Origin of the sequence: Ramlibacter sp. 2FC (assembly GCF_005503345.1) — a bacterium.
Lineage (GTDB): Bacteria > Pseudomonadota > Gammaproteobacteria > Burkholderiales > Burkholderiaceae_C > SCMQ01.
In genome coordinates this window covers 34,015-57,588 of the sequence record NZ_SCMM01000028.1, presented here as the reverse complement: position 1 = coordinate 57,588, position 23,574 = coordinate 34,015, and the positions used below count along the sequence as shown (strand labels likewise).

The following is a 23,574-nucleotide window of genomic DNA, read 5'->3' as shown; positions in this document are numbered from 1 at the left end:
GGCAAGGGATTCGTTTTCCTGGGGCGATCAGGATTCAGCTGGGCCGACTCGGCCCTACACCGCCGCATTGTGATCGGTCGCCAGCGTGTGGCCGGGCTTCAGATCGATGCCTTTCGCGAGCCACCGTTCCATGTGTTTGTATTCCCGGGCCAGTTGAGCAAAAGCGTCGGCGGGCAGCGGCGGGCTGACGATGTAGCCCTGAATCACATCACATTCATGCTGGCGCAGAGACTCGAACTGCTCGCTGGTTTCCACCCCTTCGGCGATCACCTTGAGCTTCAGGCTATGCGCGAGCGCGATGACGGCCTTGCTGATGGCGATATCGTCTTCGTCGTTCGGCAGGCCTTGCACAAAGGACTTGTCGAGCTTCAAAGAGTCGATAGGAAAACGCTTCAGATAGCTCAGGGACGAATAGCCGGTGCCGAAATCGTCGACATCGATGCTCATGATGCCTTTCGCGCGGATCTGCCTGAGCATGTCGGCGGCGAATTCGGGGTCGTGCATCAGCATGCTCTCGGTCACCTCCAACTCCAGCCAATGCGGCGCCAGCCCGGTTTCTTCCAGCAGGCTGCCGATGGTGGTCGCCAGATTGCCGCGTTGCAGCTGTCGCCCGGACAGGTTGACCGCCACGCACAAGGGGGGGATGGCCGGGTTAGCCTGCCACGACCGGATCTGCATGCATACCGTTCTCAAGACCCATTCGCCTACCGGCTCGATCAGGCCGGTTTCTTCCAGGATAGGCACGAATTCAGACGGCGAAACCAGCCCCCATTCCGGATGCCTCCAGCGCAGCAAGGCCTCGGCGCCGAGGATCTTGCCGCTTCTCAAATCCACCTTGGGCTGGTAATAGACCACGAACTCGTTGCGCTCCAGCGCGCGGCGCAGGCCGCTTTCCATCTTCAGGCGCTCCCCGGCCTTGGCGTTCATTTCCGGCGTGAAGAAGCGGTAACCGTTCCCGCCGCCCCCCTTGGCCCGGTACATGGCGGTGTCGGCGTTCTTGACCAGGCCGTCGAAATCGGCGCTGTCCGATGGGTAAACGGTAATGCCAATGCTTGAGGTGACGAAGGTTTCCTGGCCACTCAGCGTGAAGGGAGGGGTAAGGGTTTCAAGGATCTTGTTGGCGATCACCGCAGCGTCTTCCGCTTTGCCGATCTGCTCCAGGATGATGGTGAACTCGTCCCCGCCCAGGCGGGCGACCGTATCCTCCGCACGCACACATTGGCACAGCCTGGACGAAACTTCACGCAGCAGCAGGTCGCCCGCATCATGACCCAGGGTATCGTTGATGGTCTTGAAGCGATCCAGGTCGAGAAACATCACGGCAATTATTTCCTTGCTGCGGTCCGACCGAGCCATGGCGTGATGCAGGCGGTCGCGGAACAAGAGCCGGTTGGGGAGTTGGGTGAGGGCATCGAAGTGCGCCATCGTGTCCAGTTGCGCTTCCGCCTGCCTGCGCTCTATCGCAATGCTGGTCAGGTTGGTGGCGACGCGGACCAGTTCCAGATCATGCGGCTGCTGCTCGGAAGGCGAGCGATAGTGCGCCACAATGACGCCCAGCAGACTGCCCGTGGAGGAGCAGATGGGCACCGAGAAACAGGCCAGCAGCCCCCAGTCTGCCACCAGGTGACGGTAACCCGCCCATTTCTCGTCGTCCAGGATGTTGGGGAACCCGGCAGCGAGGTCCCCCTCCTGCCGCCTTGCTTCGTCGAATACCGCAGCCAGGGCCGCATAACCGCGGTTGGCGATGCGGCTGGTCACGGCCGCCGGCAGGCTGGGCCCGGTCGCGCAATGCAGGGTTACGCCTTCTGCGTCTTCCCGGAAAATGATCGAGCAGAACATTTCATTCGACAACATCTCTATGTGCCGGGCCAGCACACTCAAGGCTTCGACCAAGGGTGCACCGCTGACCACCATTTCCAGCACCTGCTTCTCTGCCGAGAGCAGGACTTCCGCGCGTTTGCGCTCGCTGATATCCCGAAAGCTCGAGACCTGGCCCACCGCGACCCCGTCCACGCGCTGAGGCTGGGAATACCACTCGAAGACGCGCCCATCCAGCAGCTCGAGAATTTCTCCATGTTCGAGCTCGATGGCGTCGGCCAATTTGCGCTGATTGGCCAGGAAACCGCCGGAGTCACGCAGTTTGGAAGCCAGGATCGAAATCGCTTCGAAGTCGCCGCCGCCCAAGTTGATCGGCTTGGCAATACGCCACATCTTCAGAAAGCGCTGGTTGGACACGACGGGCCTGCCGAAGGAGTCGGTCACAAGAATACCGTCCGCTGTCGATTCCAGCGTGGCAGAAAACAAGGACAGCGATCTGGCCAGACGCTCCTCGGTGGCCTTGCGTACCTCGATCTCGTTCAGCGTCAAATGAAACGCACGCGTCGGCAGCATCCGCAGCACAACAAAGCATAGCCAGCCGAGCAACAGCCCTGGCACGAACAGCGCCAAGGAATGGTAAAGCAGCGGGCGCAGCGAGCGGCGCAATTCAAGCCGCCAAACCTCCTGGTCTGATAGCTGCAGTATGGCCGTGCGGGTCATCAGCGGCCGTTCGAGCCGGGTATGATTTTCGACAAGCACCTGGTTTCTGTGATCCAGGATCTGGATCTTGGTGTTGCCGCTAAGCGGCGCCAATGCTTCGAAAATGCCTTGCGGGTTGAAGCGGGCGGAGTCCTTGGCGACGGCGCGCTTGGAAAAGGCGGTCGCAGCCAGGCGGGAGCTGGTCAGCGACACTGCGTCCAGCTGGGTGGACAGGGTCTGGTAGCCGATGGCGAGAAAGATCAACGGCACCAGCAGGGCGACGATCGTCCCGCCAAGCCATGCCAGCAGCGCGATCGCCCCTGGCAAGTCCGAGGGCGATTCCTGCGGGGCGAGGGGTTCGGCCATCGTCGCGTAGAAGCGGTCAGAGGGCGGTCAGGCCATAGGCCCATAGACGACAAGATTTGCTTGAAATCTGCGAACGAGCCACATTGTTCTCCCTGCTGCCGCGGAATGCGATTCTGGACGATGCCCCCAGTTATACATCGCCGGCCCTGCAAACCCCATATTCGCCAACGCCCGTCTCAGGCACGGGCATGAGATATCGTCGTTAGACGACCAAGGCTTCAGCGCCGGCGGCGCCACCAGAGCCAGACCCCGGTCGCGCCGAAGCCGGCCAGGGCCAGGCCCAGCATGCCGGTGAGCACGAGGTGGGCCACGCCGCCGAGCTCGCCGATGTGCAGCGGGTACATGAACACATAGGCGCGCGCCCCGGGGTCCAGCCCCTGCCAGCGCTGCACCGCGAGCACCTGGGCCGTGGCGGGATGCAGCCAGACCGAGCTCAGGCCGTTCGGGTGCGGGTCGTCGGGCAGCCTCAGGCGCACGCGCACCGGCTGGCCGTGCCCAGCCACCTGAACGAAGCCCACGAGGCCCCCGGGCAGGGCCTGGCGCGCCCGCACCAGCAGCTGGTCGAGCGGCGCCGCGGTGCCGCCGGGCTCGACCCGCGGGCGCGGCGCAGCTGTGGCCTGCGCACCGCTGAGCGCGGTCACGGCGGCCGACAGCGGGCGCCAGGCCATGTAGGCGCCGCTGAGCACGCTGACGGCGATCGCCAAGCCCAGCAGCGCGCCGCCGACGCGGTGCAGGTCGAACAGGGCGCGCGTGGTCCCGCCAACCAGCCGCAGGCTGAAGGCATGGCGCCAGCGCGCCGGCCACCAGAGCACCAGGCCCGAGACCAGCAGCAGCAGGTAGGCCAGGGCCGTGGCGGCGAGCAGGGCCTTGCCGGCCTCGCCGAGCAGCAGGTTGCTGTGCAGCTCGAACAGCCAGTTCGCCAGGCCCTCGTGCTCGCCGCGCCGCCCGAGCTCGGCCGCCGTATCGGGATGGAAATACACCGTGCCCGTCCAGGCCCCCTGGACCGAGGCCCAGAGGCTGTCGCCGGGCTCGCGCGGCGGGCGCAGGCGGAACGCGACGCCGGCGCCGAACTCGGCCTCGAGCTGGCGGCGCACCTGCTCCAGGGGCAGGGCGGCGGCCGCCTGCGGCGCCGGCGCGACCCGGAACAGCTCGGGATGCAGCCAGGCGTCCAGCGGTCGCGCCACGGTCATCAGCGCGCCCGTGACGGCGGCGAGCAGCAGCACCCCGCCCAGGCTCAGACCGAACCAGCGGTGGGCCTTGAGCCACCAGGTGCGCAAGCTTGCCGGCCGCATGGTGCTCAGAAATCGAACTTCGCGGCCAGGCGCAGGGTGCGCGGCAGGCCGGCGGCCAGGTAGTTGTCGCCCGTGCTGCTCCAGTAGTTGCGGTCGGTCGCGTTGTCGATGTTGGCCTGCCAGGTCACCGCGCTGCCGTTCCACTTCGTGAGGTAGCGCGTGCCCAGCGAGAGCGTGGTGTAGGCGTCGACATAGGCCAGGTTGCGGCTGTTCACCGGGCGCTTGCCGACATGGAAGATGCCGGCGTTGAGCGACCAGCCCGGCACCTGGGGCACGCGGTACTCGCCGAACAGGCTCAGCGTGCGCCTGGCCGTGTTCTGCGGCGTCTTGCCGAGCTCGGCCGCGTTGCCGGGGCCGACCTGGGAGATCTCGGCGTCCAGCAGCAGGGCCGAGGCCAGCAGCGACCATTGGCGGCCCAGCGCGCCGCTGGCCGACAGCTCGAGACCGCGGTAGTCGCTGCGGCCGCCGATCACGAAGCGGTTGGCCGCGTCGATGGTGGTCTGGGGCCGCTGGATGTCGAAATAGGCCGCCTGCACGAGCAGGCCGGGCCGCAGGCGCGCCTTGACACCCAGCTCCTTCTGCTTGTTCACCGCGGGCGGCAGCAGCTCGCCGGCATTGGCGCGCTGCGCCGCCGCGACGCCCGTCTCCTCGAGCGCCTCCAGATAGCTCGCGTACCAAGAGAGCTCGGAACTGGGCTTGTAGATCACGGACAGGTTGGGCGAGCGGTTGCTGGCCTCGTAGGGCGTGGCCGAGCCGGACTGGCTGAGGTAGTCGCTGTAGCGCAGGCCCGCGAGCAGCTGCCAGCGCTCGCCCAGGGACATGCGGTCGAACAGGTAGGCGCCCTTGTCGCTGACGCGCGAGGGGGTGATGGCCGTCCAGTTGCTGCGCGCGATGGGCGCGATGATGCGCGGCTCGTGGTAGTTCTGGGAGACGCTTGCAGCCGGCAGGGACTGCTCGCCGCTGGCGCGGCGCAGATTGCTCGTCGCGCCCAGGGTCAGCTCATGGGCCAGCGCGCCCGCGGCCAGGCGGCCGACCAGCTCGGCGCGGTGGTTGGTGTTGGCGAAGCGCTGGTCGCGCACGAAGCTGATGTTGAGCGTCCCCTCGCCCGTGGCCAGGTCGATGTTGCTCAGCGTGGAGAAATTGCGGTCGCGCTCGGTGACGGCCCGCCCGGTCTCCAGGGTCAGGGCCCATTCGTCCGAGAGCGCGATGTCCGAGCGCAGCAGCAGGTTGGTGGCCTCGGCCTTGTAGCGCTGCCATTCGCCGGCATGGTTGATGCGGTTGTCCACCGGCCTGGGCACGGCGGGCTTGTTCGCGTTGAGCAGCAGGGTCGCGGGCTCGCTGACGTTCTTGCGGTAATGCTCGAGGTCGAGCTTGAAGCTGAGCGCGCGGTTGACGCGCCAGTCATGGGCCAGCGAGAGCAGGCTGCGCTCGCCTTCGAAGCGGTGCAGGCCGGTCTCCTGCTTGCCGGCGACCGCGTTGACGCGCAGCCCCATGGCCTCATCGGGGCCGAAGCGGCGCGCGATGTCGGCATGGGCGTCGAAGCCGCCGTGGTTGTTGACCGAGGTCGCGATGCTGGTCACCGGCTGGGCGCCGGCGCGCTTGGTCACGAGGTTGACGATGCCCGAAGGCGGCACCAGGCCGTAGTAGAGCGAGGCCGCGCCCTTGAGCACCTCGACGCGCTCCTTGTTCTCGAGCGGCGTGGCGATCAGGTTGACGATGGGCAGCGAGCCGTTGAGCCGGTAATTGCGCTGGTTGTCCACCAGCAGGCCGCGGATCGCGATGTTGTCGTAGGTCGCGTTGCCGATCTGGGCATGGGCCACGCCGGCCGTGTTGCGCAGCGCGCCGTGCAGCGTGTTCGCGCCCTGGGCGTCGAGCACCTCGCGCGTGACCACGTTGTTGGTCAGGGGCACGTCCAGCGGGTCCTGGTCCCGGTAGGTTCCGACCTGCACGCTGCGCGCGCTGTAGCTGCGCGAGGCCTCGCCGCTGACCTGGACCTCGCCCAGGGTGCCGCTGGTCTGCGCCTGGGTGGAGGCGGCCAGTCCCAGGCCGGCAAGTGCCAGCAGCAGGGGACGCAGGGAAAAGGATTCTGATGGGCGGATGCGGCGCGGTGCGAGGCGGCTCATGTTCGGAAGTCGGGGATCGGGGGATGGAAGCGACAAAGCCCCGCGCGGCCCGGCACCGGCCGGGCCGGGGGCGTGAGCCTCAAAGGTCGGCCTGCAGGCTCAGCAGCAGGGCACGGCCGGGCTGCGGCAGGCGGCCCTGGCTGTAGTCCACGCCGCGGAAGTAGTGGTCGCGGTCGAACAGGTTGTTGACGGCCAGGCCCGCCTTCATGCGCGTGCCGTGCCAGCGAAAGTCGTAGCCGAGCTTGGCGTTCCACAGCCAGTAGGACGGGATGCGACCGACCGAGCCGCTGGCGTTTTCCGCGACCGTGTTGGCGCCGTCGCTGAACATGGCGCTCTGGTACAGGCCGTTGAGGTTCCAGCTCCAGGCGGCCTGGCGCCAGCCCGCGTCCAGGCTCAGCTTGTGGTGCGGTGCGTAGGGCAGATCCTTGCCCTGGAAGCTGCCGGACTGCTGCCGGGTGCTGACGCGGGTATAGCCGCCCTTGAGCTCCAGGCCGCGCACGGCCTCGGGCCGCCAGGCCAGGTCCAGCTCCACGCCCTGGTGCAGGGCCTCGCCGAGGTTGCGGAAGCCCGTGCTGGCGTTGACGAATTCGAGCTTGTTGTCGAACTCGAAGCGGAAGGCCGTGGCGCCCAGGTCCAGGCGCGGCGTCGCCGCCCAGCGCGCCCCGCCCTCGTAATTCTTGGCACGCTCGGCCGCGAGGTCGCCGCCGTAGGTGATCTGCGTGAACTGCACGGGGCGCAGCGAGCGGTGTGCGTTGGCGAACAGGAACAGGCGCTCGCTGGCCTGGTAGCCTAGGTCCAGCCCGGGCAGCCAGTCGCGCGTCTGGTCTCGGGTCTGTGCGCCGGTCAGCTTGTTGCGGTAGGACAGCTTCACCTCCTCGTGGCGCACGCCGGGCGTGAGCTTGAGCTTGCCGTCCAGCAGGCTGAAGGTGTCGCTGACGTAGGCGGCATAGGCGTCGTTCTCGAAGCGCCAGTCGCGCGTGATGCTGTAGGCGCCGGTCGCGAGGTTGCGGCTGTCGACCAGGTAGTCGACCTCCTCGCGCAGGTAGCGCAGGCCGAGCAGGACCTTCTGCTTGAGGGCGCCGTCCAGCTCGACGCTGAGCTTGGGCTCGGTGCCGTAGACCCAGTACTCGCGCGGCGAGGAGCTCCGCGCCGTGGACGCCTGGCTGGCGTTGCTCGCGTTGCCGAAGCTGAAGGTGCGCGAGCTGCGGTGGCCGAAGTTGTTCCAGCTCAGCTGCACGCCGGGGCCCAGCTGCTGCTGGTAGTTCAGGTGGCCGCGCGTGGTGTCGCCGTCGAAGCGGTCCAGCGGCCGCGTCGACTGGTGGCGGTCCTGGGCATAGGCCTGCGGCGTCAGCGCGCCCGGCAGCTCGTTGCGGGTCTCGTAGCGCTGCAGCCCGGCCTTGATGTTGACGGTGTCGCTGGCGTACCACTCGGCGTCCAGCATGAGGTTGCCGGTACGGGTGTCCGAATGGGCCCGCTCGCCGTGGCCCTCGATCAGGTTGGCCTGCAGCTGCAGGCCCAGGCGCTCGTTGACGAAGCCGCCGGCGCGCAGGTAGCTGTCGCTGAGCAGGCGGCCCGTGGCTTCGCTGACCGACAGGGTCTCCTTGAGCGTGACGGCCGGCTTGACCGGGATGCGCCTGGTGATGAAGTTGATCACTCCGCCCACGTTGTTCGGCCCGTAGTGCACGGCCACGCCGCCGCGCGCCACATCGATCGCCTCGACGGACTGCAGCGTGAGCGGGAACAGCGAGGCGCCGGTCTGGCCGTAGGGGGCCAGCGTCATCGGCATGCCGTCCTGCAGCAGCAGCACCTGTTCGCTGCGCAGCGGGTTCAGCCCGCGCACGCCGATGTTGGGCAGGACCCCGGTGCCGCTCTCGTCGAGCACCGTGGTGCCGGGCACCTGCCTGAGCACGTCGTCCAGCGTGCGTGCCGCCTGGTCCTCCAGGGCCTGCTCGCCCAGCACCGTGCGCGCGCCGGGATGGGTCTTGGCCTGCGCGGCGCCCGGCGCGCCCAGCCAGTCGGCGCTGATGCTGACCTCGGGCAGGCTGGCCCCGGGCGTTTCGGACTGGGCCCAGGCCGCAGGAGCGGCCAGCAAGGCGAGTGCCGAGCTGACGGCCAGGGCGACCGGGCGGCTGGTGAAGAGGGGGGTTCGCTGAGCTTGCATGCTTGTTTCTTGGGGTTTAGGAGGGCGGCGCGGCAACGGGGCGGCCGACCCATGGGCCGGCCCCGTTCTGCGCGCTGGCAAATTTTCAGAAAAGAATTGTAATGCGAATAATTCGCATTGTGATTCAAAAAACCGAAAGCGCAGGATTTGATCGAACCGCCAGCGCGAGCGGCCCCCTGCCCCAGCACGCCCGCCCGGCTACCGGAGCGAGCCTTCCTCGGCAGGCTCGGCCGCGGGTTGCGGCAGCAGCTCGCAGGCCTGGCCGTGGAGGCGGCAGCGTCCCTGCGCCAGCCAGTGCGCGTCGTGCGCCAGGCAGCCGGTCTGGCAGATCAGGGCGCGCGCGGCGGCCTGCGCGACCGCGCCCAGGTCAACCGGCCGCATCTGCAGCAGCGCCTGCTGACTCTGCTTGATGATCAGCGCGGCGCGCAGGCGCATCAGCTCGCGCTGCAGCCGCTGCACCTCGCCGTGCAGTTCGGCCACACCCTCGCTGGCGCTCGCCTGGGCCCGCGCCAAGCCGCGCAGCAGCAGCGCGTTTTCCGCGCGCAGCGCGGCGATCTCCCCCTCCAGTTCGCGGCTCGTGGCCTGTCGCACGGCGATGGTCTGGCGCATCATGGAACGCCCTCAGTGCAGGCCGGCAGGCCGCCCGGGCGCGTCCCCGCGCGGCGGCTCACCCGCCAGCCGGTCCATGGCCGCGAGGCGCAGGCTGGCGCGGCCCACCATGCGCGCCAGCGCCTCGAAGGCCTCGTCTTCCAGGCGCAGGCTCAGGGCCTGCAAATGGAGCTGGACCACGCCGCAGTCGCGGCAGGTGCTGATGTGACCGATTTCGCTGCGTGCCAGGCTGAGGTGCTGGCAGGACGGGATGCCGTCTTGACTCGACATGTCGACTCCTCTTGAAACGGGGCCGGCCCGGGCTGCGGCAGCAGCCGGCTGGAGGCGAAGGCCCCGTGGGCGTCGATTTTAAATGCGAATCATTATTAATTGCAAGAAAGGAAAAACTCCACGGCATGTGCCGCCGCGAGTCCCCGCCCTCGGCGCTCAGCCCGCGGGCTTGGGCGGGGCCTTGTCGCTCCAGAGCACGCCGCCGGTGGCCCAGTCTTGGCGGGCGATGTCGTAGAAGACCACGTCCACGCCGTCGCCGCTGCCGCCCAGCACGCGCACGCAGGCCTCGGTGAATTCCTTGGCCAGGGCGGCCTTCTGCTCGGGGCTGCGGCCTTCGAAGAGTTCGACGCGGATGGTCGGCATGGTGGTGTTTCTCCTGTGGTGTTCAGTCTGGTTTCAGTCGCGGAAGCCGGGCGACAGCCGGTCGGCGCGGCGCAGCAGCGCGGGCCATTCGGCGTCGCCGTCCCATTCGCTGCCATCGCCCACCCATTGTCGGTAACTGCGCTCGGCGAGCGCCTCGCCGACGGCCGGCACGCCGCCGCCGCCGGCCGCCATGGCCAGCAGCTGGGCCTGTGCGGCGCGCTCGAGCAGGTGCATCAGCATGAAGGCCTCGGCCACCGTGCGGCCCACGGTCAGGGTGCCGTGGTGCTCGAGGATCAGGCCGTCGAGGAGCCCCAAGTTGGCCACCAGGCGCCGCTGCTCCTCGGCGCCCAGGGCCAGGCCCTCGTAGGCGTGGCGGCCGAGCCGGCCATGCAGGCGCATGGCCCACTGCGAGCAGGGCAGCAGACCCTCGGGCCGCATCGACAGCGCCACGCCCCAGGGCGCGTGCAGGTGGATCACGCACTCGAGCTCGGGCCGCGCCGCGTGCACCGCGCCGTGGATGGTGAAACCGGTCGGGTTGACCGGCCGCCCCGAGCCGTCGACCACCCTGCCCTGCAGGTCGACCTTGACCAGGTTGGACGCCGTGACCTCGTCGAAGCCCAGGCCGAATTCGTTGATCAGGTAGACCCCGGGCTGGCCCGGCACCGCGGCCGAAAGATGCGTGTAGACCGTGTCGTCCCAGCCGGCCAGCGCGGCCAGGCGGTAGGCGGCGGCGAGGTCGGTGCGGATCTCGCGCTCGCAGCGCGGCGGACGGCGGGTGGCCTGGGGCATCATGGAGCGGTAGCTCGCGGGTTTCAGTTGGCCGGCGCGCCGGCCTCGTACCAGCGCTTGATCAGGGCCCGCTCTTCGTCGGTGATCTGGGTCGCGTTGTTGAGCGGCATCAGCTTGAGCACCGAGGCCTGCTGGTAGACGGCCTGGGCATGCTGGCGGATCAGCTCGGCCGTGTGCAGGGCCACACCCTTGCTCTGCAGCTGGGCGTTGTGGCACATGGCGCAGCGCTGGTCGAGCACGGCCTTGACCTCGGCAAAGGCCACCGGCTTGGCAGCGGCGGCCTTGGCCTCGGCGCTCTGCGGCGGCGGCGCCAGCCAGAAAGCCATGCCGGCGAGGACCAGGGTGCCGACGACCGCGTGCTCCCAGGGCGTGCGCTGGCCCAGCACATGGGCCTTGTGGCGCGCGACGAAGCTGTGGCGTATCAGGGCGCCGGCCAGCATCAGCAGCACCAGCACCAGCCAGTTCTGCTTGGCCTGGTAGAGCCAGCCGTAGTGATTGGACAGCATGGCGATCAGCACCGGCAGCGTGAAATAGGTGTTGTGCACGCTGCGCTGCTTGCCGCGCTGGCCGTGGACAGGGTCGACCGGCTGGCCGGCCTTCATCTGGGCGATGACCTTGCGCTGGCCCGGGATGATCCAGAAGAACACGTTGGCGCTCATGGCCGTCGCGATCATCGCCCCGACCAGCAGGAAGGCGGCGCGGCCGGCGAACAGCTGGCAGGCCAGCCAGGACGCGAAGACGATGAACAAGGTCACGCCGGCGCCGACGATGAGGTCGCCGCCCTTCTTCTGGCCGAAGACGCGGCAGATCGCGTCGTAGATCAGCCAGAACGCGGCCAGGAAGCCCAGGGCGGCGGCGATGGCGGCGCCGGCCGACCAGTCGTAGACACTCTTGTCGACCAGGAAGCTGCCGGCGTTGAACAGGTAGAGCGCGGTGAACAGGGCAAAGCCGGTCAGCCAGGTCGAGTAGCTCTCCCAGTAGGACCAGTGCAGGTTCTCGGGCAGCGGCAGCCACTTGGGCGCCACCATGTACTTGTTCGAGTGGTAGAAGCCGCCGCCATGCACGGCCCACATCTCGCCGTCGACGCCTTTTTTCTTGAGGTCCTCGTGGGCCGGCGGGCTCAGGCTGTTGTCGAGCAGTACGAAGTAGAACGAGGCGCCGATCCAGGCGATCGCGGTGATGACATGGGCCCAGCGCAGCAGCAGGTTGGCCCAGTCGAGAAGGTAGGCATCCATCAGATCCTCACAGGTTCGGAAAACGCACCAGCGCAGCGGTGCGGGTTCCCCTCACCACAGCGGGCTCTGTGAGGAGCATGCGTCGCAACCATGCGGGCCGGCTGGGAGCCGGTCCGCGGACGCCGCGGCGACGTGATTTAAGTGTATACACTTTTGTTCCCGGTCGGCACGCGGGAAAACCCGGACCAACCGGGTCGGGCCTCAGGGCTTGAGGTCGGCCGCCTTGATCGCAGGCGCCCAGTCATTGGCCTGCTTGACCACGAAGGCCGCGAACTCGGCTTGGCCCATCTTGACCGGCGTGACGCCGAGCTCCTCGAAGCGGCGGACGATGGCCGGGTCGGCAACGATCTCGGCCAGGGCCTTGGCGAGCTTGTCCGTCACCTCCTTGGGCAGGCCGGCCGGCCCCGAGACGCCGAAGTAGTTCTCCGCCACCAGCTGCGGCCAGCCGAGCTCGACCACGCTGGGCACCTCGGGCAAGAGCGGCGAGCGCTCGCGCGTGGTCACCGCCAGGGCCCGGATCTGCCCCGCCTTGACCATGGGCACGAAGGCCGTGATCACGTCTATGCCCAACGGGATGGTGCCGGCGATCAGGTCGGTGGTCATGGGCGCGCCGCCGCGGTAGGGCACGTGGTTCATCTGTATCTTCATCGCGGCCTTGGTCATCTCGCCGACGATGTGGCCGATCGAGCCCGGACCGCCGCTGCCGAAGCTGTAGCCGGGTGTCGCCGCGGCCTTGGGCAGGTCCTTGAGCGTGGCCGGCCCCGCCTTGGGGTGGGCCATGATCAGCACCGGCGCCACGCCCAGCATGGCCACATGGGTGAACTGCTTGCCTGGGTCGTAGGGTAGCTTGGGCACGGTGTAGGGGCCGATCGAGGTCGGCGTGGAGTTCGACAGCATCAGCGTGTAGCCGTCGGCCGGCGCGCGCACCACCTCGCTGCCGCCTATGGTGCCGCCCGCGCCGGGCTTGTTGTCGACGATCACCGGCTGGCCCAGCGCCCGGGACAGCTTCTCCGAGATCGCGCGCGCGACGATGTCGCTGGCCCCGCCGGCGGCGAAGGTCACGACGACGCGGATCGGCTTTTCGGGCCAGGCCGCATGAGCGGGAGCGGCGATGACGGCCGCAGCAAGGGTCAGCGAAGCCAGGACGGCGTGACGACGGTTCGGCATGGACATCTCCAGGGGTGGTTGAGAGCATAGTGCCCGGACAGCGAAGACGCGAATGCAACCGGCGTGCCAGGCCGGAAGCCGACCGGCCCGGAACTTACGAGCCGCGGTAGGTCGAGTAGGCCCAGGGGCTGACCAGCAGCGGCACGTGGTAGTGGCCGGCCGCGTCGGCGATGCCGAAGTCGAGCTGCACCTCGTCGATGAAGGGCGGCTCGGGCAGTTGCACGCCGCGCGCGCGGAAATAGGCCGCGACCGAGAACACCAGCCGGTAGCGGCCCGCCGCCATGCTCTGCGCGTCGAGCAGCGCGCCGCCCTCGTTGCGCCCGTCGGCGTTGAGCGTGAAGGCCATGATCGTCTCGGCCTGCGCGCCGGCTACCCGCTGCAGCTTCACGGCCATGCCGGCGGCCGGGCAGCCGTTCATGGTGTCGAGCACATGGGTGCTGAGGTGTCCCATCCTTGTCCTTTCATCGTTGCGTGGGTCCAGCCGGGAGTCGGCCGAGGGTCTCGCACAAAGTGTATACACATTGGTGGACAAACCCATACTCGCTAACCCGAGTCCAGGGTCGGCCGAAGCGCACAGGCCCGCCCAAAAGCGAAAAGCCCGTCGCCTGTGCCGGGACGCAGGGTAGTCAGAGGAAGAGAGTTTCAGCTGCCAAGATCCGGCAATGATCGGGAAGCGCGGCAGGAGACCGGTGGTGCCCATGGCGGGAATCGGACCCGCGACCTCTCCCTTACCAAGGGAGTGCTCTGCCACTGAGCCACATGGGCCACCCGAAGAGAAGGATGGAGCGGGAAACGAGGTTCGAACTCGCGACCTCAACCTTGGCAAGGTTGCGCTCTGCCAGCTGAGCTATTCCCGCATGATGACCGACCAGGCGGTCAAAGAAAAAGCCCATCGGAAGGGATGGGCTTGTTCGAAATGACTGGTGGCCTGGGGCGGAATCGAACCACCGACACGCGGATTTTCAATCTGCCGGCAAAGTCCTTGTGTGCCAAGACGTTAGGTCGCCCCACCCTCTACAAAACGCAACGCCTAAGCCAAGTCGCTCGTCTCGGCAGCGAACCCAACTCGACGACCTTTGTAGAACATTTAGTCCTAGAATTTCGCCGAGGGAGGTCGCGATGGCCAAAATCAGAATTGAAGGCGTACTGGAGCACCTGAGATACGACATGCGCCGTGCTCTTCAGGCAGCGCTTGAAGAGGTGGCTCCGCAAGCCAATATCGACCCCAACGAGCTCTTCCGCGTCTTTAAGCGCCAAGTAGGCCGGAAGTGTAATTACTGGCAACAAGTTCCAGATCAGTTGGTCGAAGACTGAGTTTCCGCTCGCAGCAGCCGAGCGCCATAGGTGCAGAGTTGTCCACGGCGGCGGGCGGCGCTTGCGACGTACCGACCGACGCGGTGGGCAACTCGGCTCGGCGAAAGGGTTGACCAACACCCCTTGACCCGCCTAAGCTCGGTTAATGCCTAAGTCTCGCCCTCCAATCGAACCGCCGTTGACGCCTGAGCAGGCCAAAGAGGCCATGGACCTGCTTGACCGCGCAATCGACAAGTTCGGTAGCCCGAAACTGAGCGAGGTCGGCAGCATCGACGAGCTTGAACAGGCCCTCGGGATGTATGTCATCGGTCGGCATGTCGGCTGGAAGGTCTTGGTCCTGGTGCACAACAAACGCACCATTCGCAAGTACGAGGAGATCCTCGGAATCTCCGTCCGCGAGGCGTTCCCGGAGGAGGCCGCAGCCTCAATGCGGTCGGTTGGCTATCGCTTCGCGAAGACACTCAGCAATTTTTGGAAGGCTGTGTCCGGCGAAGTGTCCGTGCCGGATCGTCGGAAGCTCGAATAAGGGGTAGCAAGCACCCTTGACGGGTCTCGCATACCCCTCTACATTGAGGGGTATGGAGAACCCCTTTTTGCAAATCGACACGACGGCGCCTTCGGTGCGGCCGGGGGCGCCGCAAGGCGCACCGGGCGCGGCGACGGCGCCTGGGCTTGTCACTCTTAAAACAAGTGACACGTTCATACGCACCAGTCGGTAGAGATCGACTCCGACTGGGCCAGGCACACCCGGCTAAAGCGTTCGGTCCTAGTAGCGGCCAAGCTATTCGAGCACTGCTACCGCGGCTTCCGGTTCAAGCCCGCGATGCTGACCCTCACCTACCGCGACGTCGACGGCTTCCAGCCGTGCCACATATCCGAACTGCTCAAGCGCATCCGCCACTGGCTGCAGCGCCGCGGCCATCGGTTCAGCTACGTGTGGGTTGCCGAACTCCAGAAGCGGGGCGCCCTGCACTACCACGTCCTGATCTGGCTCCCCAAGGGCCTGACCCTCCCAAAACCCGACAAGCAAGGCTGGTGGCCACATGGAAGCACCCGAATTGAATGGGCAAGACACCCCGTTGGCTACCTTATCAAGTACGCCTCCAAGTTCGACTCAAAGGTCGGTCTTCCAAAAGGTGCTCGAATTCACGGAGCGGGTGGATTCGAGGAAGCCGGTAAGGCTATTCGAAGATGGTTCAACCTGCCCACATGGCTTAAGCATCTCGCCGGAGTCGGCAGCCGATTTGTGCGCGTTAAAGGTGTCGGCCTGGTCGATTCGGCTACGGGGCTTTGCGTGCCGTCGCCCTGGCGGGTGTCCTGCTGCGGAGGCCGAGTTACTGCGACAAAGGTCTTCGAGTACCTAGGAGGATTTGCCAAGATCGAAGGCCCCTACTCCGTGATAGGCGCACCCCACTTGCTATGAGCACCGACGCCCGCCTTGAACCGCTGTTCCTCCTGGCTGATGAAGTCGAGTTCCTGACCGGCTTCAAGACGCCGATGCGCCAGGTCCAATGGCTACACGCCAAGGGGTGGCGCTTCGAGTTGAACGGGAACCGCAAGCCGATCATTGCAAGAAAGTACGCCGAGAAGATGCTCGGCTGCGGCGGGAATGAAGAACAGCGCCCCCGTCCGAATTTCGCCGCACTGAGGGCCGTCTGATGGGACGCCGCCGCCAATCCAACTTCGACGACCCGCCGCGCTTTCACCACAAGGGCAAGGTCTGGTACCACGTCAGCGGCACCCTGCCCCGCGTCTGGACCAAGCTTTCTACCGACCGGGCCGAGGCGCTCCGTCTGTGGGCGCAGCGCGAGGGCGTGCGGGAGGACGACTCGACCAGGCTCTTTTCCGTGATCGCGAGGCGGTACGTGCGGGAGGTCTACCCGACGAAGTCCGTCCGCACGCGAAAGGACAACGACAAGGAGCTGGCCAACCTGCTTCGCGTCTTCGGCCACATGCCGATCGACGCGATCGCCCCGATGCACATCCGCGAGTACTTGGACATTCGAGGCCAATCGGCGCCCGTGCGCGCCAACCGCGAGAAGGCCCTTTTCTCCCACATCTTCAACAAGGCCAGGGAGTGGGGCTACACGGCCGCGACGAACCCGTGCCAGGGCGTCAAGGGCTTCCGCGAGACTGGGCGCGACCGCTATGTATCGGACGACGAATTCGAGAAGGTCAGGGAGCACGCCCACCACACCGTAGTCGACGCCATGGACCTGGCCCTGCTCACCGGCCAGCGTCCCGCCGACGTGCTTAAACTCACGCGCAAGGACATTCGTGACGGGGCACTGTGGATCGTTCAGAACAAGACTGGCGCACGCCTAGCAATCGAGATCACAGGCCAGCTGGCCCAGGTCATCAAGCGCATCACGGAGCGCCCTCGCGTGGTCATCAGCCCGTTCCTGATCCAGGACGACAACGGCCAGCCTCTAAGCCAGTATGCCCTGCGGTCACGCTTCGACAAGGCACGCGACAAGGCCAAGGTGCACTTCCAGTTCCGGGATATCCGAGCGAAGGCGGCTACAGACACCGGGGACTTGGCTCACTCGCAAAAGCTATTGGCGCACAAGAACCGAGAGATGACTGAACATTACGTGAAAACACGGATCGGCGACCGCGTCAAGCCGCTACGCTGACAGTCCCCTACGGTGTAGTCACCTCTTCCTCTTCTGTGGCCGGCTTGAGTGCGGCTTGGCGACTTCCTCACGAGGCTCCTCGGGTGCCGCCGACTTGGCATCCTGGCGTCCCGGCTCCTTACCTAAGACGAACACGACCGCCAGCCCAATGATAGTTGTCACGCCAATCGTACCGGCCAACCAATCGTGACCGAAGTAACCGAGAAATGCTGCAACTAGTCCAAAAAAGAGACTCAATCCTGCAGCGATCCTTTGACCGTCTTTCGTGACTTCAATGCGCCCAATTACCAAGCGGGCTTCCATGTCAATGCGGTGGTCAGTCTGCTTCTCTAGAAGAAGCATCAAACGATCAGCGCCATTAGGGATGATGTGCTGATACTCGGCCATCATTGCCGGCGGCGGCAACGGCCCCTGGTACTGAATCGAGGTTTGAATGATTTGCCGTAGTTCAGCCTGCTTTTCCTGTGGCAGCGCTCGTATTAGCGGTTCTACTAGCTCCACCACCTCGGCAGGGGCAATGGGCTGACTCTCATCGGACATGCTATCGTTTTAAATTAGAGAGTTGGTACTGAAGGACAGTCCTCAAGTCATCCCCAACCGTCCAAAAATCTCGCTGGAGAATTTTCACATCGTCCGAAAGGGATCCAAGAGAAGGGCACTTCAAATGCGACCCGCCAACATCCAGCACGGTTCCCGCCCCAACAAGGAGGTAGCGGCCTTCCTTGCGCAATGCTTCAGACGCAACGACCGTCTTCCCCTTCAAGGGGTTCTTCTTGAGTTCGGCCGAGCCCGAAACAGCCTCTCGGGATCGCGAGCCAACTGGTTTCTGCTTCATGTGGAACTGCTAGATGGATAAGACTCGTCAAGTTGAGACTAGCACACTTCTGAGAAGTTCATAAGCCCCCTCGGGAGCACCTCGAAGGTGCGTGACCCCACTCGTGAGCACGCCAAACCCAGGGCAATTGTAGAAAACCACCCCAAATTGTAGAAACGCCCCAGAACCCGGACCGGGCGCTGGGGCGCATGGATGCTGGTGGCCTGGGGCGGAATCGAACCACCGACACGCGGATTTTCAATCCGCTGCTCTACCAACTGAGCTACCGGGCCAGACTTGGAATTATAGCAGGCTCGAAGACCGCTTTTCGGCTCAGAGCACCGAATTTCGCTTGCCGCGCGAGAGGTCCACGCCCAGCTGCTTGAGCTTGCGGTACAGGTGGGTGCGCTCCAGGCCGGTCTTCTCGGCCACGCGGGTCATGGATCCACCTTCCTTGCTGAGATGGAACTCGAAGTAGGCCTTCTCGAACTCGTCGCGCGCGTCGCGCAGCGGCTTGTCGAGCTCGAAGCTGCGCAGGCCCGGCAGGCCGGGCTCCATGACCGGGGCCAGCAGCTGGCCATCGCCCGCCACGGCATGGACGCCGAACTCGACCAGCGGCGCCGCCGCGGCGGCCGCGCCGTTCAGCCGGCGCGCGCTGTCGCGCGCCAGGCCCTGCTCCACGGCCTTGAGCAGCTTCTGCAGCGTGATCGGCTTTTCGAGGAAGGACTGCGCGCCTATGCGCGTCGCCTCCACCGCGGTGTCTATGGTGGCATGGCCGCTCATCATGATCACCGGCATGCTGAGCTGGCCGCTGGTGGACCACTCCTTGAGCAGGGTCACGCCGTCGGTGTCGGGCATCCAGATGTCGAGCAGGACCAGGTCCGGGCGGCCCCGGCCGCGTGCCGCGCGGGCCTGGGCGGCGTTCTCGGCAAGCTCCACGTTGTGGCCTTCGTCGTTCAGGATTTCCGAGAGCAGATCGCGGATACCCAGCTCGTCGTCGACCACCAGTATGTTTGCCATGATTGCAGCGTTGTCCCTTGCGTGTGCGTGCAGCGCGCTCAGGCCGCTGCCGCCGTCGTATCGTCCATGGCGAATGATAGCGACACTTGGGCGCCCCGAACCTGGCCATCGACGACCCGGTTGGAGATGTCGACGCGCGCGCGGTGCTCGTCGGCGATCTTCTTGACCACCGCCAGGCCCAGGCCCGTGCCGCGGGCCTTGGTGGTGACGTAGGGCTCGAAAGCCCGCTTCAGTATGGGCTCCGGGAAGCCATGCCCCTGGTCGAGCACGCTCAGCCGCACCCGGCGCGAGGCCTCCACCCACTGGGTTCTGACCAGCACGAACGGGGCTTCGCCGTGCCCGGCGACCGCCTCCGTGGCGTCCTGGGCATTTTGCAACAAATTGTGTACTACCTGCCTCAACTGTTGCGCATCGCCCAGGATGCGCGGGCAAAGCGGGTCGAGCTCGGCGCGCACGGCCACCCCGCCGCCGGCCTCGCCGCTCTCGCCGCCGTACAGCTGCAGCACGTCGGACACCAGGGCGTTGAGGTCCAGCGGCTTGAGCTCGGCGGCCGGCAGGCGCGCATAGTCGCGGAATTCGTTGACTAGGCGCTTCATGGCCTCGACTTGGTCGACGATGGTCTTGACCGACTTGGCCAGCACCGCCTGCTCGGGCTGCGCGACCTTGCCGGAGAGCTTCATCTCCAGGCGCTCGGCCGAAAGCTGGATCGGCGTCAGCGGGTTCTTGATCTCGTGCGCCAGGCGGCGCGCCACCTCGCCCCAGGCCTGCACACGCTGGGCCGAGACGATCTCGGAGATGTCGTCGAACACCAAGAGCCGCGTGTCGTCGGGCAGGGCCGCGCCGCGCGCGACCAGGGTGATGACGTCGGCCTGCGGGCCCGAGCCGCCCGACGCGTGCAGCTCGAACGACTTCTGCCAGTGGTCCAGGCCATGCTGCTGGCGCTCGCCCTGGAACGACTCGAACTGCGCCAGCACGCTGGCGGCAAAGGCCTCGAGGCCGGGAATGGCGGCCAGCAGCCGGCCCTCGAAGGCGGCCAGCGGTGCGCGCAGGATGCGCGTGGCGCCGGGGTTGGAGGACAGGATCAGGCCCTGGGCGTCGAGCACGATGACGCCGGCCGTCAGGTTGTCCAGGATGGCCTGCAAGTTGGCGCGCGCGGCGTCGAGCTGGGCCATGCTGTGCAGGGCCGCGGCGCGCGCGTCGGCCAGCTGGCGCGTCATCTCGGCGAACGAGCGGGTCAGGCCGCCGAGCTCGTCGCGGCCCTGCAGCGCCACCTTGGGGCGCAGGTCGCCGGCCGCCACCTGGCGCACGCCCTCGGCCAGCAGCAGCAGCGGCCGCGCCAGCTGGTTGCCCAGCAGCACGGCCAGCAGCACCGCGCCGAACACGGCCAGGAACAGGCTCAGCGTCAGCGTGCCTATGTACATGCGGCGCAGGCCTTCGCGGCCCAGGGCGCGCTCCTGGTACTCGCTGTAGGCCTCCTGCACCGCCAGGGCGTTGGCCACCAGGGTGGGGGGCAGCGCCTGCGTGACCTGCAGGTAGCGCGGCTCGACGAACAGGCCGAAGCCCGGCGCCGAGACCAGGGCCAGCACCTTGATGCGGGCCCGGCCGGTCGCGCCGGTGGCCGCGTCGTCCAGGCCCTCGATCTGCGAGACCGCGCCCTGGCTGCGCGCGCTGCGCAGTTGCTGCTGCGAGGGCCGCTCGGGATTGAGCTGGAAGCGCGACTGGCCGGCGCTGGCGATCTGGCGCCCGCCCGCGCTCCAGAGCACCACGTCGCTGGCGGCGAGCTGGTCGCGGATGCGCTCTAGCATCAGGCCGGCCGAGGTGTCGGGCACGCCGCCGAGCTGGCCGCTCGCCGCGCGGGTCTGGTTGGACAGGTCGTTGGCCAGGGTGTCCAGCGTGGCGCGGCCCAGGCTCAGGCCCGCGTCCAGCGCGCCCTCGACCTTGACGTCGAACCAGCTTTCGATGGAGCGCGAGACGAACTGGTAGGACACCACGTAGATCAGCACGCCCGGCACCACGCCGACCAGGGCGAAGATGGCAGCGAGCTTGACCAGCAGGCGGCTGCCGAACTTGCCGCGGCGCAGGCGCAGCGCCAGGCGGATGGCGATCCACAGGATGACCGCGACCAGCAGGGCCGCGACCACCACGTTGAGCGAGAACAGCAGGGCGTAGTTGCGCTCGTAGAGCTCGCGGTTGCGGGTCGCCTGCGCCAGCAGGAACATCAGCACCAGGCCGATCGCCGCCATGGCAGCCACCGCGGTGCCGGCGGCCCAGCGCGCGGCGCGCGAGCGCCTGCGCCCGGCGGGGCCGGCCGGAGGGGAGGAGGCGCTCACTTGCCGCCCTCCGCTCCCAGGCGCTGGTTGCGCGAGACCGACAGGTTCCATTCGCCCTGCCCCGCGGCGCCGATCTGGAACGGGCGCGGCAGCTGGCTCACGTCGAGCCGGAAGCGGAACTCCACGCTGTGGCGCGCGTCGACCTCGATCTCGGAGGCCTCGGCGATTTTCCAGCGCGAGATGCGGCGCACGGCCGCCAGCGCCTCCGACAGCGAGTCGTAGTACTGGGTGAAGCTGACCCCCTGGCCGACGGCGCCCATGGGCTCGGGCGAGCTGCTCAGCCGCCAGCGCCGCGTCAGCGGCTGGTAGGCCAGGCGCATGTAGCGCGCGGCGGACGCGACCTTGCGGTCGTACCAGTACCAGCGGTCGCGCAGCAGCTCGGCCTCGGCCACGAAGTGCATGGCCACGCCCTTGGTCAGGGCGTCCTCGATCGCTGGCGCGAGCTCGAAGCGCAGGCTGGCCGACAGGTACAGGCCGCCTTCGGCGCGCTCCAGGCGGAAGTCGCTCAGCTCGGCCGCCGTCTGCGCCCGCGCGGCCGGCGCCACGGTGGCCAGCCAGAGGCCCCCGAGCAGGGCCAGCAGGCTAAGCCGCGCGCTTTTCCAGCAATGCGTAAAAAAATCCGTCATGCTCACCCGGGCCATTGTCCGGGAGCGGGCCGCTGACGGCCCCGCTTTGGGGCATCAAATGGCCCGGCGAGGGGCGCAAAACCGCGTCGGTGTTGTTTGCAACAAACGCTTCCACCTGCTCCTGGCCTTCGGCGCGGAACACCGAGCAGGTGCAGTACAGCAGGCGCCCCCCCGGCGCCAGCAGCGGCCACAGGGCCTGCAGCAGGCGCGCCTGTATCGCCGCCAGCTGGGCCACGTCGCTCTCGCGGCGCAACCAGCGCACGTCGGGGTGGCGCCGGCCTATGCCCGAGGCCGTGCAGGGCGCATCGAGCAGGATGGCGTCGAAGGGCTGGCCGTCCCACCAGCCGGCGGGCTCGGCCGCGTCGGCGGCCAGCGCCCTGGCTGCCAAGTCCAGGCGCGCCAGGTTCTGCACGATGCGCTCGCAGCGCCGCGGGTCGATGTCCAGCGCCGTGAGCTGGGCCGCCGGGCACAGCTCGAGCAGGTGGGCGGTCTTGCCGCCCGGCGCGGCGCAGGCGTCGAGCAGGCGCAGCGGGCGCGCCAGGTCCAGGCCATCGAGCAGCAGCGGCGCTGCCAGCTGGGCCGCGGCGTCCTGCACCGAGACCCAGCCCTGCTCGAAACCCGGCAGGGCCTGCACCGGGCGCGGCTGGGCCAGTTCGATGCCGGCCTGGCCCACCGCCCGCCCGTCCAGGCCGGCCGCGCGCAAGGACGCGAGGTACGCGTCCACGCTGGTCTTGAGCCGGTTCACGCGCAGGGTCATGGGCGCCGGCGCCTGGCTGGCGCGCAGGATGTCCTGCCAGTGCGCGGGATGGTCGCGCTGCAGGCGCTCTATCCACCAGCGCGGGTGGTTCCACTGCGCCACCGGGTCGCGTTCGGTCTGTGCCAGCAGCGCCTCGCGCTCGCGCAGGAAGCGGCGCAGGCAGGCGTTGATGAAGCTGGCCTGGGCGCGGGTGGCCGGCTGGCGCCGCGCCGCCTCGACCGCCTGGTCGACCAGGGTGTGGGCCTCGTAGGGCGCCTGCTCCGGACGCCACAGCAGGGCCAGGGCGGTGCACAGCAGGGCGTCGGCAGCCTCGGGCGGGGCGCGCCTGGCGAGCTGGCGGCGCAGCGCCTCGGCTCGGCCCAGCCAGCGCAGGGTCTGGAAGCCCAGGGCCTGCACGCCGGGGCGCAGCGCCGCGTCCAGGCCGTCGAGCAGCGTGGTCGTCGAGCGACCCGCGCGCACCGCCTGCAGCAGCGCGGCGCTGGCCTGCAGCTGCCGCCACAGCGGGACTTGCTGCGCCGGCTTCATGCGCCCTCCCCCGCCACCAGGGCCATGGGCACCAGGGTGCCGGCCTGGCGGAAACCGAACAGCCGCGCCAGCAGCACGGCCGGGAACTGCACCACGGCCTCGTTGTAGCCGCGCACAGCGCCGTTGAAGGCCTCGCACAGCGGCAGGGCCAGGGCCAGCAGTTGCTCGTGCTGGCCCAGCATGGGCTCGGGCAGGGCCAGGCCGTCGGGGTCCTCGCCCAGGGTCCAGACGCGCTGCCAGGAGGTCTCGAGCACGCCGCGCGCCGCGGACAGGGCCGCCAGCGCGGCGGCGTCCAGCGGGCGGGCACGCGCGGCGGCCAGCGAATGCGCGAACTGCTCGCTCGCGGCCTGCAGGCTGGCCCAGGCCGCGCCCACCGCGTCGTCGGCGCGGGCCGGCTGCGCCGGGGCCGCGCCGCGCAGCGCCGGCGGCAGGCTGCCCTGGACCCAGACCAGCTGGCGCACCAGCTGGGCGTCGAGCGCGGCAAAGGCCTGGCCGACCTGGGCGCGCAGGCGCACCAGGCGGTTGTAGGCCCCCACCGCCCAGAAGAAGGCCACGGCGAGCAACGCCCAGGACAGCAGGGAAGACATCGAGCTTGGCATGGATGAGCGCGTGAAAAAGTCCGGTACCCACCGGGCTTTTCAATGAAAACGCCCCAGGCCC

The 23,574-nt window shown here is 67.7% G+C and carries 22 protein-coding genes, 3 tRNA genes and 1 pseudogene; 5 read left to right on the top strand and 21 right to left on the bottom strand.

The genetic code is table 11. The features are described 5' to 3' along the window. Positions 1 to 54: 54 nt before the first annotated feature. From FFS10_RS13540 to FFS10_RS13480, 13 genes and pseudogenes are all read right to left on the bottom strand, one after another. Positions 55 to 2,883 (bottom strand): sensor domain-containing protein, encoded by a 2,829-nt coding sequence (locus FFS10_RS13540; RefSeq protein ID WP_137894997.1) that lies wholly within the window; start codon positions 2,881 to 2,883, stop codon positions 55 to 57. A gap of 218 nt (positions 2,884 to 3,101) precedes the next feature. Beyond that, a complete protein-coding gene (locus tag FFS10_RS13535) occupies positions 3,102 to 4,175 on the bottom strand; it encodes a PepSY-associated TM helix domain-containing protein (protein WP_137894996.1) in 1,074 nt (357 codons plus the stop codon). Positions 4,176 to 4,180: 5 nt separating this feature from the next. Continuing rightward, on the bottom strand, positions 4,181 to 6,298 hold the full coding sequence (locus FFS10_RS13530) for a TonB-dependent siderophore receptor (RefSeq protein WP_137894995.1): 2,118 nt from the start codon (positions 6,296 to 6,298) through the stop codon (positions 4,181 to 4,183). 79 nt (positions 6,299 to 6,377) lie between these two features. Then, on the bottom strand, positions 6,378 to 8,459 hold the full coding sequence (locus FFS10_RS13525) for a TonB-dependent receptor family protein (RefSeq protein ID WP_137894994.1): 2,082 nt from the start codon (positions 8,457 to 8,459) through the stop codon (positions 6,378 to 6,380). A 198-nt stretch (positions 8,460 to 8,657) separates the two neighbouring features. Continuing rightward, positions 8,658 to 9,071, bottom strand: a complete 414-nt coding sequence (locus tag FFS10_RS13520) for a YeaH/YhbH family protein (RefSeq protein ID WP_137894993.1) — start codon at positions 9,069 to 9,071, stop codon at positions 8,658 to 8,660. A gap of 9 nt (positions 9,072 to 9,080) precedes the next feature. Then, a complete protein-coding gene (locus FFS10_RS13515) occupies positions 9,081 to 9,338 on the bottom strand; it encodes a hypothetical protein (RefSeq protein WP_137894992.1) in 258 nt (85 codons plus the stop codon). A gap of 156 nt (positions 9,339 to 9,494) precedes the next feature. Next, positions 9,495 to 9,707 (bottom strand): annotated as a pseudogene (locus FFS10_RS13510) (4-oxalocrotonate tautomerase); the annotation flags it as partial. Between the two features lie 27 nt (positions 9,708 to 9,734). After that, a complete protein-coding gene (locus FFS10_RS13505) occupies positions 9,735 to 10,493 on the bottom strand; it encodes a class II aldolase/adducin family protein (RefSeq protein WP_137894990.1) in 759 nt (252 codons plus the stop codon). 20 nt (positions 10,494 to 10,513) lie between these two features. Further along, positions 10,514 to 11,725: a urate hydroxylase PuuD gene (locus FFS10_RS13500; protein ID WP_137894989.1), complete on the bottom strand. Its 1,212-nt coding sequence runs from the start codon at positions 11,723 to 11,725 to the stop codon at positions 10,514 to 10,516. Positions 11,726 to 11,926: 201 nt separating this feature from the next. Continuing rightward, positions 11,927 to 12,892: a Bug family tripartite tricarboxylate transporter substrate binding protein gene (locus FFS10_RS13495; protein ID WP_171016012.1), complete on the bottom strand. Its 966-nt coding sequence runs from the start codon at positions 12,890 to 12,892 to the stop codon at positions 11,927 to 11,929. A gap of 94 nt (positions 12,893 to 12,986) precedes the next feature. Next, positions 12,987 to 13,343 carry a hydroxyisourate hydrolase gene (gene uraH, locus FFS10_RS13490; RefSeq protein WP_137894987.1) on the bottom strand — a complete coding sequence of 119 codons (357 nt, stop codon included), beginning with the start codon at positions 13,341 to 13,343 and terminating at the stop codon, positions 12,987 to 12,989. Positions 13,344 to 13,582: 239 nt separating this feature from the next. Beyond that, a tRNA-Thr gene (locus FFS10_RS13485) sits at positions 13,583 to 13,657 on the bottom strand. Positions 13,658 to 13,673: 16 nt separating this feature from the next. Continuing rightward, a tRNA-Gly gene (locus tag FFS10_RS13480) sits at positions 13,674 to 13,749 on the bottom strand. Positions 13,750 to 14,011: 262 nt separating this feature from the next. Between FFS10_RS13480 and FFS10_RS13475 the strand changes: the two genes are divergently transcribed. The 5 genes from FFS10_RS13475 (at position 14,012) to FFS10_RS23530 (ending at position 16,842) form a co-directional block, all read left to right on the top strand. Further along, positions 14,012 to 14,206 (top strand): hypothetical protein, encoded by a 195-nt coding sequence (locus tag FFS10_RS13475; protein ID WP_137894986.1) that lies wholly within the window; start codon positions 14,012 to 14,014, stop codon positions 14,204 to 14,206. Between the two features lie 205 nt (positions 14,207 to 14,411). Further along, positions 14,412 to 14,732, top strand: a complete 321-nt coding sequence (locus FFS10_RS13470) for a hypothetical protein (RefSeq protein WP_137894985.1) — start codon at positions 14,412 to 14,414, stop codon at positions 14,730 to 14,732. Between the two features lie 297 nt (positions 14,733 to 15,029). Next, positions 15,030 to 15,629: a rolling circle replication-associated protein gene (locus tag FFS10_RS13465; RefSeq protein WP_137894984.1), complete on the top strand. Its 600-nt coding sequence runs from the start codon at positions 15,030 to 15,032 to the stop codon at positions 15,627 to 15,629. Then, a complete protein-coding gene (locus tag FFS10_RS13460) occupies positions 15,626 to 15,865 on the top strand; it encodes a DUF4224 domain-containing protein (RefSeq protein ID WP_137894983.1) in 240 nt (79 codons plus the stop codon). The genes FFS10_RS13465 and FFS10_RS13460 overlap by 4 nt, the downstream gene beginning before the upstream one ends. Further along, positions 15,865 to 16,842 carry a tyrosine-type recombinase/integrase gene (locus FFS10_RS23530; RefSeq protein WP_137894982.1) on the top strand — a complete coding sequence of 326 codons (978 nt, stop codon included), beginning with the start codon at positions 15,865 to 15,867 and terminating at the stop codon, positions 16,840 to 16,842. The genes FFS10_RS13460 and FFS10_RS23530 overlap by 1 nt, the downstream gene beginning before the upstream one ends. Before the next feature lie 18 nt (positions 16,843 to 16,860). Here FFS10_RS23530 and FFS10_RS13450 read toward each other — a convergent pair whose 3' ends face one another. The 8 genes from FFS10_RS13450 to FFS10_RS13415 all read right to left on the bottom strand — a co-directional run bounded on the left by FFS10_RS13450 (position 16,861) and on the right by FFS10_RS13415 (position 23,513). Then, positions 16,861 to 17,382, bottom strand: a complete 522-nt coding sequence (locus tag FFS10_RS13450; protein ID WP_137894981.1) for a DUF2335 domain-containing protein — start codon at positions 17,380 to 17,382, stop codon at positions 16,861 to 16,863. 1 nt (position 17,383) lies between these two features. Then, complete coding sequence (locus FFS10_RS13445) at positions 17,384 to 17,677, bottom strand: hypothetical protein (RefSeq protein WP_137894980.1); 294 nt, start codon at positions 17,675 to 17,677, stop codon at positions 17,384 to 17,386. 196 nt (positions 17,678 to 17,873) lie between these two features. Continuing rightward, a tRNA-Phe gene (locus tag FFS10_RS13440) sits at positions 17,874 to 17,949 on the bottom strand. Positions 17,950 to 17,989: 40 nt separating this feature from the next. Continuing rightward, positions 17,990 to 18,676 (bottom strand): response regulator, encoded by a 687-nt coding sequence (locus FFS10_RS13435; RefSeq protein WP_137894979.1) that lies wholly within the window; start codon positions 18,674 to 18,676, stop codon positions 17,990 to 17,992. Between the two features lie 38 nt (positions 18,677 to 18,714). Next, positions 18,715 to 21,057 (bottom strand): ATP-binding protein, encoded by a 2,343-nt coding sequence (locus FFS10_RS13430; RefSeq protein WP_137894978.1) that lies wholly within the window; start codon positions 21,055 to 21,057, stop codon positions 18,715 to 18,717. Continuing rightward, the gene (locus FFS10_RS13425) at positions 21,003 to 21,632 is read right to left on the bottom strand and encodes a DUF4390 domain-containing protein (protein WP_171016013.1); all 630 of its coding nucleotides are present in this window, start codon (positions 21,630 to 21,632) and stop codon (positions 21,003 to 21,005) included. The genes FFS10_RS13430 and FFS10_RS13425 overlap by 55 nt, the downstream gene beginning before the upstream one ends. Continuing rightward, complete coding sequence (gene rsmB / locus FFS10_RS13420) at positions 21,589 to 22,914, bottom strand: 16S rRNA (cytosine(967)-C(5))-methyltransferase RsmB (protein ID WP_137894976.1); 1,326 nt, start codon at positions 22,912 to 22,914, stop codon at positions 21,589 to 21,591. The genes FFS10_RS13425 and rsmB overlap by 44 nt, the downstream gene beginning before the upstream one ends. Then, positions 22,911 to 23,513: a LemA family protein gene (locus FFS10_RS13415; RefSeq protein ID WP_249931284.1), complete on the bottom strand. Its 603-nt coding sequence runs from the start codon at positions 23,511 to 23,513 to the stop codon at positions 22,911 to 22,913. The genes rsmB and FFS10_RS13415 overlap by 4 nt, the downstream gene beginning before the upstream one ends. Positions 23,514 to 23,574: the final 61 nt, after the last annotated feature.